Raw genomic sequence first — 17052 nt, 5'->3', positions numbered from 1 at the left:
GCATCGATGACCGCCTTCATTGCCTCCTACGCCGGGCCCACCGGACAACCACGAACGGTGACGATCAAGGCAGCCAACCTGGCTGAAGCCAGAAAGCTGCTGCGGCGTCGGGGCATTCGCGCCGAAGAGCTTCGGACCGTCAGCGCTGGAAACACCCAGGACGGCAAAGCTGACGGGGCCGACACGGCAGGGCTCAAATCGATCGACCTCAACCGCATGTTTGAGAAGACGCCGGGCGTCAAGGAGAAGGCCGTGTTCGCCAGCAAGCTGGCGGCCCTGGTCGATGCCGGCGTGCCGATCGTGCGCAGCCTCGATCTGATGGCGACGCAGCAGAATCTGCCGATGTTCAAACGTGCGCTCACCAAGGTGAGCCTCGACGTCAATGAGGGCATTGCCCTGGCAACAGCCCTGCGTCAGTGGCCGAAAGTGTTTGGTCAGCTCAGCATCGCCATGGTGGAAGCCGGGGAAGCTGGCGGCGTCCTGGATGAGGCCCTGAAGCGACTGGCCAAGCTGCTGGAAGACAACGCCAAACTTCAGAACCAGATCAAGGGAGCCTTGGGCTATCCCATCGCCGTGCTGGTGATCGCCATCCTGGTGTTCCTGGGGATGACCATCTTTCTGATCCCGACGTTCGCGGGGATCTTCGAAGATCTGGGCGCCGAGCTGCCGGCCTTCACCAGGCTGCTCGTTGATCTGAGCTCTCTGCTGCGTTCCTCGGCCTCGCTTTATGCGAGCGGAGTGATCCTGCTGGCGATCTGGATGTTGAACCGGTTCTACGCCACCCACAACGGTCGTCGAACGATCGACCGCCTGATGCTGAAGCTGCCACTGTTCGGCGAACTGATCCTGATGACAGCGACAGCTCAGTTCTGCCGCATCTTCAGTTCGCTGACGCGGGCCGGTGTGCCGATCCTGATGTCGATGGAGATCTCGAGCGAAACCGCCGGCAACGCGATCATTTCCGATGCCATCCTTGCCTCGCGGGGCATGGTTCAGGAGGGGGTGCTCCTGAGCAATGCGCTGATCCGTCAAAAGGTGCTGCCCGACATGGCCCTGAACATGCTGGCCATCGGCGAGGAAACCGGCGAGATGGACAAAATGCTCAGCAAGGTGGCGGACTTCTACGAAGACGAAGTCGGCGCCATGGTCAAGGCGCTCACCTCGATGCTGGAGCCCGCGATGATTGTGGTGGTGGGCGGAATCGTGGGATCCATCCTGCTGGCGATGTACCTGCCGATGTTCACCGTGTTTGATCAGATCCAGTGAGCACTGCAGCGATGGCCTGGCCCGCCAACCAACCACCGCTCCAGCAAGCCTGAAAGTTGAAACCGCCGGTCACCCCATCCACATCCAGCAGTTCACCCGCCAGGTAAAGACCGGGACAGCGCCGGCTCTCCATCGTGGCCAGGTTGACCTCCCCCAAGGCGACACCGCCGGCGGTGACGAACTCCTCCCCAAAGGGTCCACGTCCCTGGATCGGCACACGCTGCGCACAGAGCAGCTCCACCAATCGACGCTCCGCCTTGATTGGCAGATCCGCCCAACGGCGCTCTGGCTCCACCCCAGCCATGGTCAAAAAGGCTTGCCACAACCGCCGCGGCAAATGTTCGAAGGGCTTCGCGGCTGCAAGGGTTCGCCGGGCATGCTCCTGTCGCCATTGCTGAAACCGCTCGGTCAGCCCCGACCGTCCCAACCCTGCGCTCCAATCCAACTTCAGCTCACCCCTGTAGCGGTTCTGATACAGGGCCCTGGCGGCAAAGGCTGAGAGGCGCAACGTGGCGGGTCCACTCAGACCACGGTGGGTGATCAGGACCCGCCCGGTCTGGCGGAAGCGCTGATCGCCCAGCTTGAGATCAAGACCCACATCGTCGATGGCAATGCCACTGCAGGCCGAAAGGGCCGGTGCCTGCAGGGCAAGGCTGAACAGCGATGGCACCGGCGGCACCACCTGGTGGCCGAGGGCTGCCGCCAGGTTTCGGCCACTGGGATGCCCACCCGTGGCCAGCATCAAGCAGCCCCCATGCAAAGGCTCGAGGCCGCGGCCCTCGAGCACAAACCCCCCCTCGGGGTGAACGCGCACCTGCTGAACCATGGCCTTCGTGCGCAGCTGAACACCCGACTCCCTTGCCGCTTTCTGCAGGCACTGAATCACAGCCTCGGAACGGTTCTGCTGCGGGAACATCCGTCCATCGGGTTCCTCCACCAGCGTGAGCCCATGCTCGTCAAACCAGGCGATCGCATCGCCGCAGGCGAAGCGACTGAAGGGACCCCGCAGGGGTCGACTGCCACGGGGGTAATGGGTTGCCAATTCACGGGGGTCCCAGCAGGCATGGGTCACATTGCAGCGACCGCCACCGCTGATGCGCACCTTCTGGAGAGGCTCGGGGGTGCCTTCCAGAACCAGCACCCGCCGAACCCCCTGCTCGGCTGCAGTGATCGCCGCCATATAGCCGGCAGGACCACCGCCAACAACGATCAGATCAAGCGGGCTGGAAGCGGAGGGCGACACCGTTGTTGCAATAGCGCTTGCCGGTGGGTCGCGGTCCGTCATTGAACACGTGGCCCTGATGCCCACCACAACGGCTGCAGTGGTATTCCGTGCGCGGCAGGATCAGTTTGAAATCTACTTTCGTGGCGATAGCTCCATCCAGGGGCTGCCAGAAGCTGGGCCAGCCGGTGCCGCTGTCGAATTTGGCCTCCGACGAAAACAAGGCTGCATCACAACCAGCGCAGTGATACGTGCCGGAACGCTTCTCTCCATTGAGCGGACTGGTGAAGGGGCGCTCCGTTCCCTCATTGCGCAACACGTCATAGGCCTGGGGAGACAACCGCTCACGCCACTGGTCAGCCTTGAGATCCCACGAGGGATCGCCAGCTTTGGATGCGGCCAGCACAGGCTGAGGTCTCCATAGACTGCCAAAAACCCCTGCCATTGCCGCCAACAGCAACGATCGACGGGACAGAACGGCAACACTCAAGCTCATCGGTGCTGAAGCGGGAATCTCGGGCGGTTCTAATGGATTGATGACTGCCTCCGGATCCACCGCTGCCTACCGCTTCAGTGTGGCCCCGATGCTGGATTGCACCGACCGCCACTTCCGGGTGCTGATGCGGCAGATCAGCCGCAGGGCCCTGCTCTACAGCGAAATGGTGGTGGCCCAGGCGCTGCACCACAGCAAGCGACGCAACAAGCTGCTGGACTTCGATCCTGTGGAGCATCCCATCGCCCTGCAGGTGGGGGGGGACGACCCAGCCCTGCTGGCCGAAGCGGCACGACTGGCGCAGGACTGGGGCTACGACGAGATCAACCTCAATGTGGGTTGCCCCAGCCAGAAGGTGCAGGCCGGAAATTTCGGAGCCTGCCTGATGGCGGAACCGGATCTGGTCGCCCGCTGCGTGGAAGCCATGGTGGACGCAGGGGGACTCCCCGTGACCGTGAAGCATCGGATCGGCATTGACGATCTCGACAGCGATGCGCTGCTGACGAACTTCGTGGATCGGGTGGCGCTGGCGGGGGCCAGCCGCTTCGCTGTTCATGCCCGTAAGGCCTGGCTGGAGGGCCTCGATCCCAAGCAGAACCGGACGATTCCTCCGCTGCAGCATGAGCGCGTGGTGGCGCTGAAGCAACGCCGCCCCGACCTGGTGATTGAACTCAACGGGGGGCTGGAATCCCCTGAAGACTGCCTTCAGGCACTGGAAGGGTGCGATGGCGCCATGGTGGGCCGAGCGGCCTACAGCCATCCACTGCGCTGGACCAGCGTCGATGCCCTCATTTTCGGGGAGGAATCACGCCAGATCCTGGCGTCAGACGTTGTGAACGGACTGCTTCCCCATGCGGCCGCCCATCTGGAGCGAGGAGGCCGAATCTGGGACCTCTGCCGTCACCTGGTGCAACTGGTGGAAGGCGTCCGAGGAGCGCGGCACTGGCGCCGGGAGCTGGGAGAGAAAGCCCAGCGCCCCGGGGCAGATCTGGATGTGCTGCTCAATGCCGGGCAGCAGCTCAAGAACGCAGGGCTCTGATCAACGGCTGAGGTCAGCCCTCAGCTCCGCCGTAACCGGAATAGTCATCGCCACCGCCACTGGACGATCCACGGCGACGACGGCTGCGACCTTCGTCGTAGGCATTACCCTCCCCAGCGTTATCGCGGGCGCCATAGCTGCGGTCTTCCCAGCCCCGTGCACCGGAGGGACGATCGCCACCGCCACCGCCGTAGCCACCACCACCACCGCGATAACCGCCACCACCGCCGCCGTAGCCGCCACCGCCATAGCCGCCGCCGCCACGACGGGGGGCGCTGCCGCGGGGCTCCGCTTTGTTGATCCGCAGAGGACGGCCCATCAGTTCGGCACCCTGCAGCCCCTCAATCGCTGCCTCTTCGGTGGACTCATCGGCCATCTCAATGAAGGCAAAACCACGCTTGCGGCCTGTATCCCGCTCGAGGGGCAGCGCGCAGTTGGTCACTTCACCGAACTGGGCAAACAGTTCGATCACATCTTCCTGCTCAGCGCGGAAGGGAAGGTTGCCGACAAAAATGCTCACGTTTTGCGTGGACCGGGTACGAAACAGTGGACCGATAAGCCCTTGAACATTGCCATCGGGCCATGACTCCGGAACGAAGTGACATACCTCTGGCTGATCAAGCGTAGACCCGGTTATGGGTGAGAGTCATCCCACCGGCTGAGTTCCGTTGAAACGCTGTAACCAGCGCTGAAGCTGTTCATCAACACGCTCAAATCCTGTCCCCCCTTCACTGCGACGGGCGGCCACAACAGCACGGGGAGCCAAGGCGTCGTGCAGATCTGCCTCAAAGGCCGGGTGGAGTTCCTTCCAGGCACTCAGATCAAGGTCCCGCAACAGACATCCCTGCTCGAGACAGCGCCGGACGACAGCACCGACCAATTGATAAGCCTCGCGAAATGGAACACCGCGAGACACCAGATAGTCAGCAACATCCGTTGCGTTGGAGAAATCCTGCTCCACCGCTTCATTGAGGCGCTCGACCCTGAAATCAAGGCCTTCCTCAAACAAAATCGCCATCGCCTCAACACAATCACGGGTTGTGCGGAACGCATCAAACAGCGCCTCCTTGTCTTCCTGAAAATCCTTGTTGTAAGCCAGAGGAAGACCCTTGATCATGGTCAGCAATCCCTGGAGATGTCCGAAGACCCGTCCGGTCTTGCCCCGAACCAACTCAGGCACATCGGGATTCTTCTTCTGGGGCATCAGGCTGCTGCCCGTGGCACAGCGGTCGCTGAGCCGCACGAAGCCGAATTCCTCGGATGCCCAGGCGATCACCTCTTCCGCCAGACGGCTGAGGTGCACCATCACCAAGGAGGCGGCAGCGGAGAACTCAACGCAGAAATCGCGGTCACTGACCGCATCGAGGCTGTTGGCATAAACCGCTGAAAAACCGAGCTCCTTCGCGGTGCGCTGGCGATCAATCGGGACCGGCGTGCCCGCCAGGGCGGCAGCGCCAAGCGGGCAGATGTTCACGCGTTTCCGCACATCCTGAAGTCGCTCACGGTCGCGCTCCAGCATCTCGACATAGGCGAGCAGGTGATGAGCGAGACAGAGCGGCTGGGCCCGCTGCAGGTGGGTGTACCCAGGAATCATGGTGCGGCGATGGCGATCCGCCTGGGTCAACAACGCCCCCTGCAACCGCTGCAGATCCTGATCCAGGCCATCCAGCCGTCGCCGCAGCCAGAGGCGGAGGTCAGTCCCAACCTGATCGTTGCGGCTGCGTCCGGTGTGCAACTTCTTGCCCACGGGACCGAGCAAGGCAATCAGCCGGCGTTCCACGGCGAAATGAACGTCCTCATCTGCCAGGCCGGGCTGGAAACTGCCGGATGCCGCCTCAGCACGAACGGTCTCCAGACCCTCCACCAGCTGCTCAGCCTCCGCTTCCGTGATCACTCCCACGCTGGCGAGCATCCGGGCATGGGCGATCGACCCATCAAGATCCTCCTGAAGAAGGGTCAGGTCAAAACCGATAGAAGCGTTGAACGCCTCGATGAAGGGATGCAGACCCTGCTCAAAACGATCGCTCCAGGTGCCTGCTGCACCACCGGTCACCCCACCAGCCATCAATTCATCCGTCGATTTCCTCAGCTTGTCAGGCGATTGACCGTCCCTGCACACTCGGCAACGTGACCGCCTCCGGAACTTTCAGCACCACAAGCGACGCGTCGTCCTCCAGCTGACGATCCGGACCAACAAAACGGTCCAAGCGTTCAAACAGGCTTTCAAGAATTCCCTGCGCTCCCTGACCACTGCGACAGGCCGTTTCAAGGGCACGAATCAGCCGCGCTTCGTCGAAACGATCGCCCGTGATCCCCGGTGCTTCGGTGACGCCATCGGTGTAGTAGAGCAACACGTCTCCCGGTTCAAGGCGAATCTCGCCAAGGGCGAACTCAGCTTCGGGTTGGAGACCGATCAGCAGCCCAGCCGCATCGAGCCGCATGATCAACCGTCGCTCGGCACGCCAAAGCAGGGGCGGGTTGTGGGCCGCATTGGCATAACGCAGCCGCAGCGTGCGCGGATCCAGGTCGGAATAAAACAGCGTCACAAACCGGTGCGACTGCGCCAGGTCTTCCTGCGCCAGCTGGTTGAGGTCGTGAAGAATCCGATCCGGTGGCAGACCGCTGAGAACCTCCGCGCGCAGCATCCCGCGCAACATCGTCATCAGCAGACCAGCAGGCACACCCTTGCCCATGACATCACCCATCACCAGGGCCCAGCGACCCCGCTCACGGCGTCGACCGATGAGTTCCGGACGGGTGGGAATGAAGTCGTAGTAGTCACCGCCCACCTGAAATGCAGGCCGACAGCGCGCGGCCAGATCAACACCCTCGATCACGGGGCAACGGTCCGGCAACAACTGGGCCTGAATCTCTGCACCGATGCTGAGTTGTCGATCCACCCGCTCATGGCGGCGGGCGTCCTGCAGCATCTGATCGTTTTCGATCGCAACGCCAGCAAGATCCGCCACCAACTGAACGTGCCGACGGTGCACCTCGGTCCAGACCATCGAGCCGTTGCGGGCGTACACGTAAAGGCGGCCCCGCGTCAGACCACGAGCCGTCAGAGACGTGGCAAACAAAGCCGCTTTGGGAAGGCAGCGTTGCACCAGCCGGTCGAGCGCCAGCTGCTGCTGATCGTCGCTGCCGAAGCCCACGGCAGAGCCGGGTTCAAAGGCTGCCAAACGCCGCAGCAGATCCTGGGACGGCTCTGCTGGACTCCCATGCAGCTGATCACGCCAGAGGCGACCATCCGACTGAAACGGAACAAGCAAGGACCCCTCTACACCCACCAGACGCGATGCCACCACAGGCACAAGCTCAAGAAAGCGCTGGAGGTTGGTGAAGCTGCGGAGGGCAAACCCCAGGGAGACCAACAGATCCTGATTGCGGCGCTGTTCGCTGCTGAGGCTGTCAAACAGCTGACGCAACGAGGCCATCGCCTCTGGCGAGGGGTTCCCGGTCCGCTGCGCAGAGCTGGGATGACGTCCGGGCGGCTTGCTGCTCAACCTCGCACCCCCAGGGTCCGCAAGGTAGCAACGCTTCAGCGTCCAGCCAGCAGAGCCTCAACGAATTCAAAACTGTTGAAGGGGCGCAAATCGCGAATCCCTTCCCCAGCACCGATAAAACGAATCGGCAATCCAGCCTCAGACGACACCGCCAGCGCGACGCCGCCACGGGCCGTGCCATCGAGTTTGGTGATCACAACGCCGGTAAGACCGGCCGCCTGGGCAAAGGCCATGGCCTGGCGAAGCCCGTTCTGACCCTGACTGGCATCAAGAACCAGCAGGGATTCAACCTTCGCCTCCGGCGCCAAACGGTCGATGATCTTTCTAACTTTTTGGAGTTCCTCCATCAGGTTGTGCTTGGTCTGCAAGCGTCCGGCGGTGTCCACCAACAGCAGATCAGACTTGCGCGATCGAGCGGCACCAATCGCGTCGAAGACAACGGCAGCGGGGTCAGCATTGCTGCTGGGGTTGGACACCACTGGAACATCACTGCGCTCTCCCCAGACCTCAACCTGCTGGACAGCTGCAGCCCGGAAGGTGTCGGCGGCCGCGATCAGAGCTGAATAGCCGCTACGAACAGCAAGGTTGGCAAGTTTTCCAAGGGTGGTGGTCTTACCAACCCCATTCACCCCCACCATCAACCAGATGTTGAGGCGATCCCGTTCGGGCGCCAGAAGAGGAACACCACTGGCCTGGATCGGGGCATCCAGCAGGCCACGCAGTTGATCCTTGAGGAAGCGAATACCCTCCGCAGGATCCACCACCTCCTCATTCATCCGCTGTCGCAAGGCATCCAGCACCTGATCGGTGGCCTGGACGCCAGCGTCCGCCCTCAGCAGGAGGGTTTCGAGATCATCGAGAACCTCCGGCGTCAGCGGGTCGTCACCGAGATTCTCCAGAAGGCTGGTGACAAAGCCCTGACGGGTCTTTTCAAGACCGCGGCGAAGCCGACCCAACCAATCGATTTCCTCGAGGGAAACTTGATCGACGCGACGGCCCTGGGCTGCAAGCACTTCGGCAGACCAGGTGAAATCCTGATCAAAGTCACCCAACTGCGGCTCTTCTGAGTCGACAGCTGGCGCAGGGGTGGGAGCCGGCGTGGGTGCAGGGGGAGCCTCGAGAGCCCGTTCATCCAGATCCTGCTGACGCTGCTGGCGTTGAGCCGCGGCCTGCTCCAACAGCGACAGTCCAGGGGCTGGTGCTGGAGACGGCGTGGGTAGAGGTGATGGAGACGGCGTTGCTAACGGTGCCGGTCCTGGAGTTGGGGTTGGTGAAGGTGTAGGCGCTGGTTCTGGACTGGGCGCAGGGGTGGGCTGGGGGGCCGCTTCGGCGAGAGAGGCCGCGGCCTGTTGTTGAGCCTTCAGCCGGGCATAGGCCTCACGGGCCCAAACCAGAGCCTCATCCTCTTCCTCACTGGCTGCAGGAGCTGGAGTCGGCTCCGGCGCCGCTGAAACGGGGGCATCAGTCCCACCAGCCATCGGTTCCGGCGTCGGCGCGGGGGTGGGCGTCGGCTCCGGCGTCGGTGACTCCTCAACCTGTCGTTCGAACCAGTTGAACACCATCAGGCCGATGCTTTCGATTGAGCGTCATGGAAGCGACGCAACACACCATTGATCATCCGGCGACCCTGCTCATCGCTGTAACGGTTGGCCAGCTCAACCGCCTCGTTGAACGCCACCGGAGCGGGAGTACGCAGGCTTTCCAAGTCAACGACAGCCAACCGGAGGATGTCTCGATCGATCCGCGGAAGCCGGGTCAGTCTCCAGCCCTCCATCACGTGATCCAACCGTTTGTCGATGCCCTCGCGCTGGGTGAGCACCTTCTGAACCCGCTCCATTGCGCCGCGGCGAATCTGCTCCTGGTCGCCAAGCAGCAACAGCCGAGGCAACTCAAGACTGGCGGACAAACCATTCAGCACCTGTTCAGCGGAACTCAAAGAGGCGCGCAGATGGGTGCGGACGGTGTCATGGGTTCCTGGTTCGCCCTGCTGTAGCTCGCTGTCCAGCAGGGACTGCTGCGCCTGATCGAGCTCTGCAGCACTGGCATCAAGCGACTCACGCCAGTGCTGGGTGAGGGTGTCGAGGGCCTGGTCCAGGATCGAATCAAGGGCCAGGTCAGCGACTGAGGCTGACTTCTGTTCCGGCACCTGACCAAGCACCAGCAAGGCCAGCTCGCGTGTAAGGGATCGTGTGGCCATGACTCAACTGGAAGGAGATGCAGAAGCCCGTAACTGGGCTATGAGGCTGGAGAAACTCCGATTCACAGGAGCTTCACGATCATCAGGGTTGACGATGCCGGCCGAAATAATCGTTCGGAAAGCTTCTTCAACGCTGATCTCAAGCTCTCGGACGGATCCAGCTGGAACAAGGGTGTACCAACCGGTGGTGGGATTCGGAGCGGTGGGAATGAAAACACTCAACAGGGGCTCCTTCAGATCGGATTGAAGGGAAGGCCCCACCTCCCCGGTGACAAAACCAACGCTGAACAATCCCTCCCGTGGGTACTCAACGAGAACAACACGACGGAAGCGGGAGGAGTTGTCGCGGAAAAAGGTCTCAAGCAGCTGCTTCAGCGTCTTGTAAACCGATCCAGCCAGGGGAATCCGGCTCAAGGTGCCTTCACCGAACTCCAACAGCCAGCGACCAACGATGTTTCGGGCCATCAAGCCGATCAGAAGGATGCCCATCAGAGGCACCGTGAGACCGAGAGCCAGATTGATCAGATCCTGAAGCAGTGGATTCAGGGTGATGAACGGATTGAACTGCTTCGGTATCGAGGTCAGGAACGCCAGAACAAAGCGACTGACGATCGTTGACAGCCAAATCGTTGTCGCCAGCGGGATGACCACCAGCAACCCTGCAATCAGGTCGTTTTTCAGATCCTGCCGAAGCCTTGCGGACAGCGGCAGATCAGGTCTGGGATTGGACTGGACCAAGGAGCTACTGCGCCCAGCTTTGAGTGAAGTCTGACTAACCTAACCAGCGGTCAGAGCACTGCCGTGAACGCAAGGAGCGCAAAGGCAATCGCAAGTACCACAGCCGTGATGGTTCCACCGATGAACCGCTGCTGGGATTCACGGGCCTGGCCAGCCTCAACGGTCTTGAGCTGGGCCTCCATCTGGGCGATCTGATCGTCCACCATCTTTTGTGCCGCCCGCAGCTTGTCGTCCTCGGTGGCATCGGCAGCGAGTTGACCGGCCTGGGCCAGCTGCTCACCAAGGGAGGTGACCTGCGCTGCATCGGCTCGGAAGGCTCGAGCATCCTTCAGCGCTTCGCGGCCCTGGTCCAGATTGCGCTGACGGGCCACGTCACCCGCACCCACATCCAGGGACATGGGCACGGCAATCACCATGCCGAGGGCCAACAGCGCTGAAAGGACGGAGATCAGCAGACGCAAAGGAGTGCGCTGCTGATGGGGGTGATCCAGCCGTGATCCGATCAGGCAGATCAACAAACCGGCAAATCCCAGAGGAGCAAGGGCCACCAGCGGTCCGGTGACCTGCGGGCGTGGAGCATCCGCACCCCAGTCGACACCGACAAGAACAGCCAGCATCTGCAGGACGAGGATCACCACGAGGGTCAAACCAAGCCAGCGCAGCAAGGGAGCAAGCCGTCCTGTCTCAGTGCCGGTCACAGAGAAGATGCTGATAAGCGCCCAACCTTAAGGTCGATGCAAGGGCATGTCACCGATCAACAAACTCGTTTAAGCAAGGCTCTGAAGCGCCGCGCCGCTGAGGAAGGGTTCAATCCCGTTGGCATTGCCAGAATCCCGGGAAGTCCTCGGCTGCAGCTGCGCACCAAAGCTCTGCAGCGCTGGTTGGACCATGGTCATCAAGCTGACATGGCCTGGATGGCCGCCCCCCGTCGGCGAGACCCCAGGCTGCTGTTGGACGGTGCCAACAGCCTTCTCGCCGTTGGCCTCAACTATTACGTCGACGCTGAACCCTCCCCCGGCTCCCTCAAAGTCGCCCGTTACGGCTGGGGGCGTGACTATCACCGGGTTGTGGATCAACGGCTGCGACGGATCGGTCGCTGGCTTTCGGAACAACGGCCCGACTGCGGTTGGCGCGCCTGTGTTGACGCCACACCGCTGCTGGACAAGGCCTGGGCTGAGGAAGCCGGCCTGGGCTGGATCGGCAAACACAGCAACCTGATTCACCCCGAACGGGGCTCCTGGATGGTGATCGGCCATCTGCTGACAACGGAGCCCTTGAACGCCGACCCACCAGCCCGCAGCCTCTGTGGACGCTGCAGCGCCTGCATCGATGCCTGCCCCACGCATGCGATCCGTGAACCTTTTGTGGTGGATGCAAGGCGTTGCTTGGCCTTTCACACGATCGAAAATCGTGAGGACGACTTACCGGAAAACATTCGCGCCGCCCTTGGAGCGTGGGTGGCGGGCTGTGACATCTGCCAGGACGTCTGCCCCTGGAACCACCGAAGCTTGCCCCAAAGCAGTGATCCCGAGGTGCAGCCACGCCCATGGCTTCTGAATCTGCAGAAGGAGCAGATCCAGAGCTGGGACGACAGCGTCTGGGACCAAAACCTGCGGGGATCGGCGTTGCGACGGATCAAACCCTGGATGTGGCGTCGCAACGCCGCTGCAGCACAACCGGATCCCACACCTACGCTTTAGCGACTCCACCCTCGCTCCAGTGCTGCGTCGAATTGGCTTGCGTCGAACGCTGGCGGCTGCACTGGTCGTTCTGGGGGGTTGGTTCGGCGCCCCGGCAGCCAACGCCCTGATCCCCTACGTCTATCTGCCCACCGAAGCGGAACTCAAGGGCTCATCGATCGGCATCGGTCGGACCGCTGCACAGCTGCTTCAGCTGGGGCAGGCCAAGGAAGCAGCACGACTGGCGGCTCTGGCGGTGCGGCTCAACCCCAATGACGAACGGTTCTGGTCGATCCTTGCGGAAGCTCAACTGCGCAACAACGACCTCAAGGACGCAAGCCGATCTCTGGCCCGGGCCAAGCAGCTGAATCCTGAAAAAGCCGGCTTGTGGTTCGCCGAAGCAGCGATCGCCCTGCGGGCAGAGCGACCGGACGATGCCGTTCCCTTGATTACCCGCGGACTCCAATTGGATCCGAACAACGCTTCGGCCTATTTCGACCTCGGCAACGCCAGGATCATGCAGGGCGAACTCCCTCTGGCCCTGAAGTCGTTCGAACAAGCCACGGCCCTGAAGCCGGAGTTCTGGGAAGCCCTGAACAACCAGGCCCTGGTGCTTTTTGAGATGGGCCAGCGGCAGGAAGCCGTGCGGCGTTGGCGCCGGGTGTTGAAGCTGGAGACCAACGCAGAACCGATGCTGGCCCTGGCCGCAGCGCTGCATCAACAGGGTGAGCAGACCGAGGCGATCCAGCTGGCATCCATAGCATTGACCAAGGACCCCAACTACGTTCTGCCCCTGCATCAAGCCGAACAGCTTTGGGGTGTGCGCATCCGTGAGGCGACGGCAGAATTGCTAAGCGAGCCGCAGCTCACCAACAGCGTGGAACGAGCCCAAGCCAACGCAACGTGGAAGAAAAGCCAGTGATCATCTGTAGGCTGAGCGCCTTCCGGTCGGAGAGCGACAGACCGAATGGCTGAGGAGCGCGTTGAACCGATCGCCCTGCATCAGGAGATGCAGCGCTCCTACCTCGAATACGCGATGAGCGTGATCGTGGGTCGGGCGTTGCCCGATGCCCGCGATGGTCTCAAACCCGTCCAGCGGAGGATTCTTTACGCGATGCAGGAACTGGGGCTCACCCCAGACCGTCCCTATCGGAAATGCGCGAGGGTTGTCGGTGACGTCCTCGGCAAATACCACCCCCACGGTGATCAGGCCGTTTACGACGCCTTGGTGCGGCTTGTTCAGAGCTTCTCCAGCCGTCATCCACTGCTCGACGGCCATGGCAATTTCGGCTCGGTGGATGACGACCCACCGGCGGCCATGCGGTACACCGAAACCCGCCTGGCGCCGATCTCTCACCAGGCGATGCTGGAGGAGATCGGTGAGGACACGGTTGATTTCGCACCGAACTTCGATGGGTCCCAACAGGAACCCACCGTTCTTCCAGCCCAGCTTCCCTTCCTGCTGCTGAACGGCTGCTCCGGCATCGCCGTTGGCATGGCCACCAGCATTCCCCCGCACAACCTGGGAGAGGTGGTGGATGGCCTGATCGCCCTGATCCGCAAACCGGAGCTGAGTGACGAAAAACTGCTGGAGCTGATCCCAGGGCCCGACTTCCCCACAGGCGGTGAAGTGCTGATCAGCTCGGGCCTGCGGGACACCTACCTGCATGGACGCGGCAGCATCCCGATGCGCGGCGTAGCCCACACCGAAGAGGTGCAACCGGGCAAAGGACGCCACAAACGCAATGCCGTGGTCGTCACCGAATTGCCGTACCAGCTCAGCAAGGCCGGCTGGATCGAAAAACTGGCGGAGTCCGTCAACGACGGAAAAATCGGCGGAATTGCAGACATCCGCGATGAAAGCGATCGCGAAGGCATGCGTGTGGTGGTGGAGCTGCGTCGCGATGCAGATCCGGAGAAGGTGCTGAAGGATCTGCAACGGCGAACGGCACTGCAGAGCAACTTCGGAGCCATCCTTCTCGCCCTGGTGGATGGACAACCCCAGCAACTGTCGCTGCGCCAACTGCTGCAGACCTTCCTCGATTTCAGGGAACTGACCCTGATCCGGCGCACCAGTCATGCCCTGCGCAAGACCGAAGACCGGCTTGAGGTGGTGGAAGGACTGATCACAGCCCTGAACAATCTTCAGGCTGTGATCGCCATGATTCAGGAGGCGAATGACGCCGCCTCAGCCCGCGCCAGCCTGATGGTGCGCCTCGACCTCAGCGAACGGCAGGCGGATGCGGTGTTAGCCATGCCCCTGAGGCGCCTGACCGGACTCGAACAGGAAAGCCTGCGCCAGGAGCTGGATGAGCTTCGAGCGGAACGTCAACGCCTGAAGTTGCTCCTAGACAACCGGGATCAGCTGCTGGACGCGATGGTGACAGAGCTCAAGGCGTTGAAAAAACGCTTCAGCACACCGCGTCGAACCCGTCTGGTGGAGGGCGGTGACGCCCTGATGGCCGAACGGGCGGCCAGCCAACGGCCGAACACGGAACTGCTGCGTCAGCAGGCCCTGGCTGCACTGCCCGGAGATGGTCGGGTGCTGATCCAGGCCGATGGCCAAGTGAAGATCGTCACCCCCCAGGTGCTGGGCCGACTGCACCTCAATGATCCTTGCCCCATTGGTGATGCACCATCTCCGGCACGGGTGATCCTTCCGATCGAGCCACCACCACGACTGTTGGCGGTGAGTGCGGGAGGACGCATCGCCCAGGTGCGCTGGGAATTTGCTGGACAGCAACCCGGCCCGATTGACCGATTCCTGCCCACGGGCCTCGACGGGGACCCCATCGTTTCGCTGCTGTCGCTGCCCAGCCAGAACATCGAGGACCTGAGTCTGGGCTTGCTCAGCAGCGATGGACGCTTTAAGCGGCTCCCCCTCAGCGACGTGGTGGACCTTTCCGGTCGAGCCACCAGCGTTCTCAAGTTGAAAGAAGGAGTCGAGCTCAACAGTGCAGTGATCTGCCGCGATCAGGGAACACTGGTGCTGATCAGCGACATCGGTCGCCTTCTACGACTGCGAGTCACTGAAGATTCACTTCCGTTGATGGGTCGATTGGCACAGGGACCCATGACCATGCGATTGCTCTCCGGGGAACAGATCGTTGGAGCCGTCTGCACGGAACAGGCACCACTGATGCTGATCACCAGGCAGGGAATGATCGGGCGAATCGACTGTTCAGGCCTGCGCTACAACCAGCGGGGCGATCTCGGCAGCATGGCGGTGCAGATTGATGCGGAATCGGATCGCCTGGTGGGCATCAGCACTGGACCCGGTCTGGTTGGTGTACGCACCAGCAAGGATCGTCACGGGCGCCTGGATGCGGACAACATCAAGATCTCAAAACCCGGAGACAAACCCACGGAACAGGCGTCTCTTCAGAAGGGAGAGGCCATCGTTGATGTGATCAACGCCATTCAACCGAATCCCTAAGCCCCGATCCGATCAGGAGCGGCAATTCTGCTCCAACCACTGGAAATAATCTTCATCGATTCCACCGGTCACATAGTGGCCGTCGAAACAAGACATCTCGAGATCCTTGATCTCAGTGTTCTCCACAATGCTTTCCAGCAGGTTCTCAACGGTCTGATAAACAACATGATCGGCCCCGAGAACATCTGAGATCTGCTGACTGGTTCGGCCGTGGGCAAGAAGTTCCGCCCGGGTTGGCATGTTGATCCCATAAACATTGGGATAGCGAACCGGTGGAGCAGCCGAGGTGAATGTCACCTTGTTGGCACCAGCGCTGCGTGCCATCTGAACAATCTCGCGGGATGTTGTTCCACGAACAATCGAATCATCGACAATCAGAACATTCTTCCCGGCGAATTCAGTTCCGAGAGCATTAAGCTTCTGCCGCACTGACTTCTTCCTTTCAGCTTGACCCGGCATGATGAAGGTGCGGCCGACATAGCGGTTTTTGTAAAACCCTTCTCGATACTCAAGACCCAATTGCTTGGCCACCTGCATCGCCGAAGGTCTTGCTGAATCAGGAATCGGCATCACAACATCAATATCACCAGCCGGCAATGTTTCAGCGATAGTTTGAGCCAGACGATCACCCATCCGTAGACGCGACTCGTACACCGATATGCCGTTCATAACGGAATCCGGCCGCGCCAAATACACGTACTCAAAAGCACAGGGAATCAAACGAGGAGACTCAGCACACTGACGCTGGTGCAAGTTCGAATCAGCGTCGATGAACACCGCCTCGCCGGGATCAACATCGCGAATGATCTCGTAACCACTGTTTTCAATCACAAGTGATTCGCTGGCGACAATCCACTCCTCACGACCCTGGTCGGACAACCGCCTGCCGAGAATCAGGGGACGAATTCCATAGGGATCCCGGAAGGCCAGCATTCCGTGGCCCGCAATCAAAGCAATCGCCGCGTAGGAGCCCTGAACGCGGTGATGGAGTGACGCCACCGCATCAAACAACTGATCCGGTGTTAAATCACGCCCTGTCAGTTGAGATTGAATCTCCGTGGCCAACACATTGACCAGCATCTCCGTATCGCTGGTGGAATTGGTATGACGACGATCAATCTTGAACAGATCCTGCTCAAGCTGAAGGGTGTTGGTGAGATTGCCGTTGTGAACGAAAGTGATGCCATAGGGGGCATTCACATAGAACGGCTGAACTTCCTCTTCTGACGCAGCAGCTCCACGGGTGGCATAACGAACGTGACCGATCCCGGCATTGCCCAGCAGCTTTCGCATGTCTCTTGTGCGAAAGGCTTCACGCACACGTCCCCTTTGTTTGTGCACGTGGAAGGTGTGATTGTCCATCGTGACAATCCCTGCCGAGTCCTGACCGCGGTGCTGAAGCAGAAGCAGATTGTCGTAGATCTGTTGGTTGACCGAGTCAACACAGAACATTCCGATAATGCCGCACATGATGAA

15 protein-coding genes are annotated in these 17052 nt (G+C 61.3%); 5 read left to right on the top strand and 10 right to left on the bottom strand.

Annotated elements, in window-relative coordinates; genetic code table 11:
• Positions 1 to 6: 6 nt before the first annotated feature.
• Entirely contained in the window at positions 7 to 1266 is a 1260-nt protein-coding gene (locus AAXE93_RS06275) for a type II secretion system F family protein (RefSeq protein WP_390129144.1), read from the top strand.
• Here AAXE93_RS06275 and AAXE93_RS06270 read toward each other — a convergent pair.
• Both AAXE93_RS06270 and msrB read right to left on the bottom strand, forming a co-directional pair.
• Positions 1241 to 2509 (bottom strand): NAD(P)/FAD-dependent oxidoreductase, encoded by a 1269-nt coding sequence (locus AAXE93_RS06270; protein WP_390129141.1) that lies wholly within the window; start codon positions 2507 to 2509, stop codon positions 1241 to 1243. The genes AAXE93_RS06275 and AAXE93_RS06270 overlap by 26 nt on opposite strands.
• Entirely contained in the window at positions 2481 to 2984 is a 504-nt protein-coding gene (gene msrB / locus AAXE93_RS06265; RefSeq protein ID WP_115131434.1) for a peptide-methionine (R)-S-oxide reductase MsrB, read from the bottom strand. The genes AAXE93_RS06270 and msrB overlap by 29 nt, the downstream gene beginning before the upstream one ends.
• Before the next feature lie 40 nt (positions 2985 to 3024).
• On the opposite strand from msrB, the gene dusA reads away from it, so the two are divergent.
• Positions 3025 to 4020: a tRNA dihydrouridine(20/20a) synthase DusA gene (gene dusA / locus AAXE93_RS06260; protein ID WP_115131433.1), complete on the top strand. Its 996-nt coding sequence runs from the start codon at positions 3025 to 3027 to the stop codon at positions 4018 to 4020.
• Positions 4021 to 4033: 13 nt separating this feature from the next.
• Here the strand turns inward: dusA and AAXE93_RS06255 are convergent, their stop codons facing one another.
• From AAXE93_RS06255 to AAXE93_RS06225, 7 genes are all read right to left on the bottom strand, one after another.
• Positions 4034 to 4540, bottom strand: a complete 507-nt coding sequence (locus AAXE93_RS06255; RefSeq protein ID WP_390129138.1) for an RNA recognition motif domain-containing protein — start codon at positions 4538 to 4540, stop codon at positions 4034 to 4036.
• A gap of 126 nt (positions 4541 to 4666) precedes the next feature.
• A complete protein-coding gene (gene argH, locus AAXE93_RS06250; protein ID WP_390129136.1) occupies positions 4667 to 6085 on the bottom strand; it encodes an argininosuccinate lyase in 1419 nt (472 codons plus the stop codon).
• A gap of 28 nt (positions 6086 to 6113) precedes the next feature.
• Positions 6114 to 7526 (bottom strand): PP2C family protein-serine/threonine phosphatase, encoded by a 1413-nt coding sequence (locus tag AAXE93_RS06245; RefSeq protein ID WP_390129133.1) that lies wholly within the window; start codon positions 7524 to 7526, stop codon positions 6114 to 6116.
• A 35-nt stretch (positions 7527 to 7561) separates the two neighbouring features.
• Complete coding sequence (ftsY, locus tag AAXE93_RS06240) at positions 7562 to 9088, bottom strand: signal recognition particle-docking protein FtsY (RefSeq protein ID WP_390129131.1); 1527 nt, start codon at positions 9086 to 9088, stop codon at positions 7562 to 7564.
• The gene (gene nusB / locus AAXE93_RS06235) at positions 9088 to 9723 is read right to left on the bottom strand and encodes a transcription antitermination factor NusB (RefSeq protein ID WP_115131429.1); all 636 of its coding nucleotides are present in this window, start codon (positions 9721 to 9723) and stop codon (positions 9088 to 9090) included. The genes ftsY and nusB overlap by 1 nt, the downstream gene beginning before the upstream one ends.
• A gap of 3 nt (positions 9724 to 9726) precedes the next feature.
• Complete coding sequence (locus AAXE93_RS06230; protein WP_115131428.1) at positions 9727 to 10461, bottom strand: DUF502 domain-containing protein; 735 nt, start codon at positions 10459 to 10461, stop codon at positions 9727 to 9729.
• A 50-nt stretch (positions 10462 to 10511) separates the two neighbouring features.
• Complete coding sequence (locus AAXE93_RS06225; protein WP_390129128.1) at positions 10512 to 11159, bottom strand: HpsJ family protein; 648 nt, start codon at positions 11157 to 11159, stop codon at positions 10512 to 10514.
• 36 nt (positions 11160 to 11195) lie between these two features.
• Here AAXE93_RS06225 and queG point away from each other — a divergent pair, with 36 nt between their 5' ends.
• From queG to AAXE93_RS06210, 3 genes are read left to right on the top strand one after another with little or no spacing between them, the layout of a single operon-like run.
• Complete coding sequence (gene queG, locus AAXE93_RS06220) at positions 11196 to 12161, top strand: tRNA epoxyqueuosine(34) reductase QueG (protein ID WP_390129126.1); 966 nt, start codon at positions 11196 to 11198, stop codon at positions 12159 to 12161.
• Between the two features lie 19 nt (positions 12162 to 12180).
• Positions 12181 to 13062, top strand: coding sequence for a tetratricopeptide repeat protein (locus AAXE93_RS06215; protein WP_390129123.1), 882 nt, complete (start codon positions 12181 to 12183; stop codon positions 13060 to 13062).
• 45 nt (positions 13063 to 13107) lie between these two features.
• Positions 13108 to 15576 carry a DNA topoisomerase (ATP-hydrolyzing) subunit A gene (locus AAXE93_RS06210; RefSeq protein WP_390129120.1) on the top strand — a complete coding sequence of 823 codons (2469 nt, stop codon included), beginning with the start codon at positions 13108 to 13110 and terminating at the stop codon, positions 15574 to 15576.
• A gap of 12 nt (positions 15577 to 15588) precedes the next feature.
• Here AAXE93_RS06210 and purF read toward each other — a convergent pair whose 3' ends face one another.
• Positions 15589 to 17046 carry an amidophosphoribosyltransferase gene (purF, locus tag AAXE93_RS06205; RefSeq protein ID WP_390129118.1) on the bottom strand — a complete coding sequence of 486 codons (1458 nt, stop codon included), beginning with the start codon at positions 17044 to 17046 and terminating at the stop codon, positions 15589 to 15591.
• Between the last annotated feature and the right edge of the window lie 6 nt (positions 17047 to 17052).

This window comes from Synechococcus sp. HIMB2401, assembly GCF_042883245.1.
Lineage (GTDB): Bacteria > Cyanobacteriota > Cyanobacteriia > PCC-6307 > Cyanobiaceae > Parasynechococcus.
The sequence above is the reverse complement of the archived record's forward strand: the minus strand, read 5'-3'. Positions and strand labels throughout refer to the sequence as shown.

Excerpts from the sequence above, each read along its gene's own strand:
- dusA (WP_115131433.1), top strand. The coding sequence starts at position 3,025 with ATGACTGCCTCCGGATCCACCGCTGCCTACCGCTTCAGTGTGGCCCCG.
- msrB (WP_115131434.1), bottom strand. The coding sequence starts at position 2,984 with ATGAGCTTGAGTGTTGCCGTTCTGTCCCGTCGATCGTTGCTGTTGGCG.
- queG (WP_390129126.1), top strand. The coding sequence starts at position 11,196 with ATGCAAGGGCATGTCACCGATCAACAAACTCGTTTAAGCAAGGCTCTG.
- argH (WP_390129136.1), bottom strand. The coding sequence starts at position 6,085 with ATGGCTGGTGGGGTGACCGGTGGTGCAGCAGGCACCTGGAGCGATCGT.
- ftsY (WP_390129131.1), bottom strand. The coding sequence starts at position 9,088 with ATGGTGTTCAACTGGTTCGAACGACAGGTTGAGGAGTCACCGACGCCG.
- AAXE93_RS06210 (WP_390129120.1), top strand. The coding sequence starts at position 13,108 with ATGGCTGAGGAGCGCGTTGAACCGATCGCCCTGCATCAGGAGATGCAG.
- AAXE93_RS06275 (WP_390129144.1), top strand. The coding sequence starts at position 7 with ATGACCGCCTTCATTGCCTCCTACGCCGGGCCCACCGGACAACCACGA.
- purF (WP_390129118.1), bottom strand. The coding sequence starts at position 17,046 with ATGTGCGGCATTATCGGAATGTTCTGTGTTGACTCGGTCAACCAACAG.
- nusB (WP_115131429.1), bottom strand. The coding sequence starts at position 9,723 with ATGGCCACACGATCCCTTACACGCGAGCTGGCCTTGCTGGTGCTTGGT.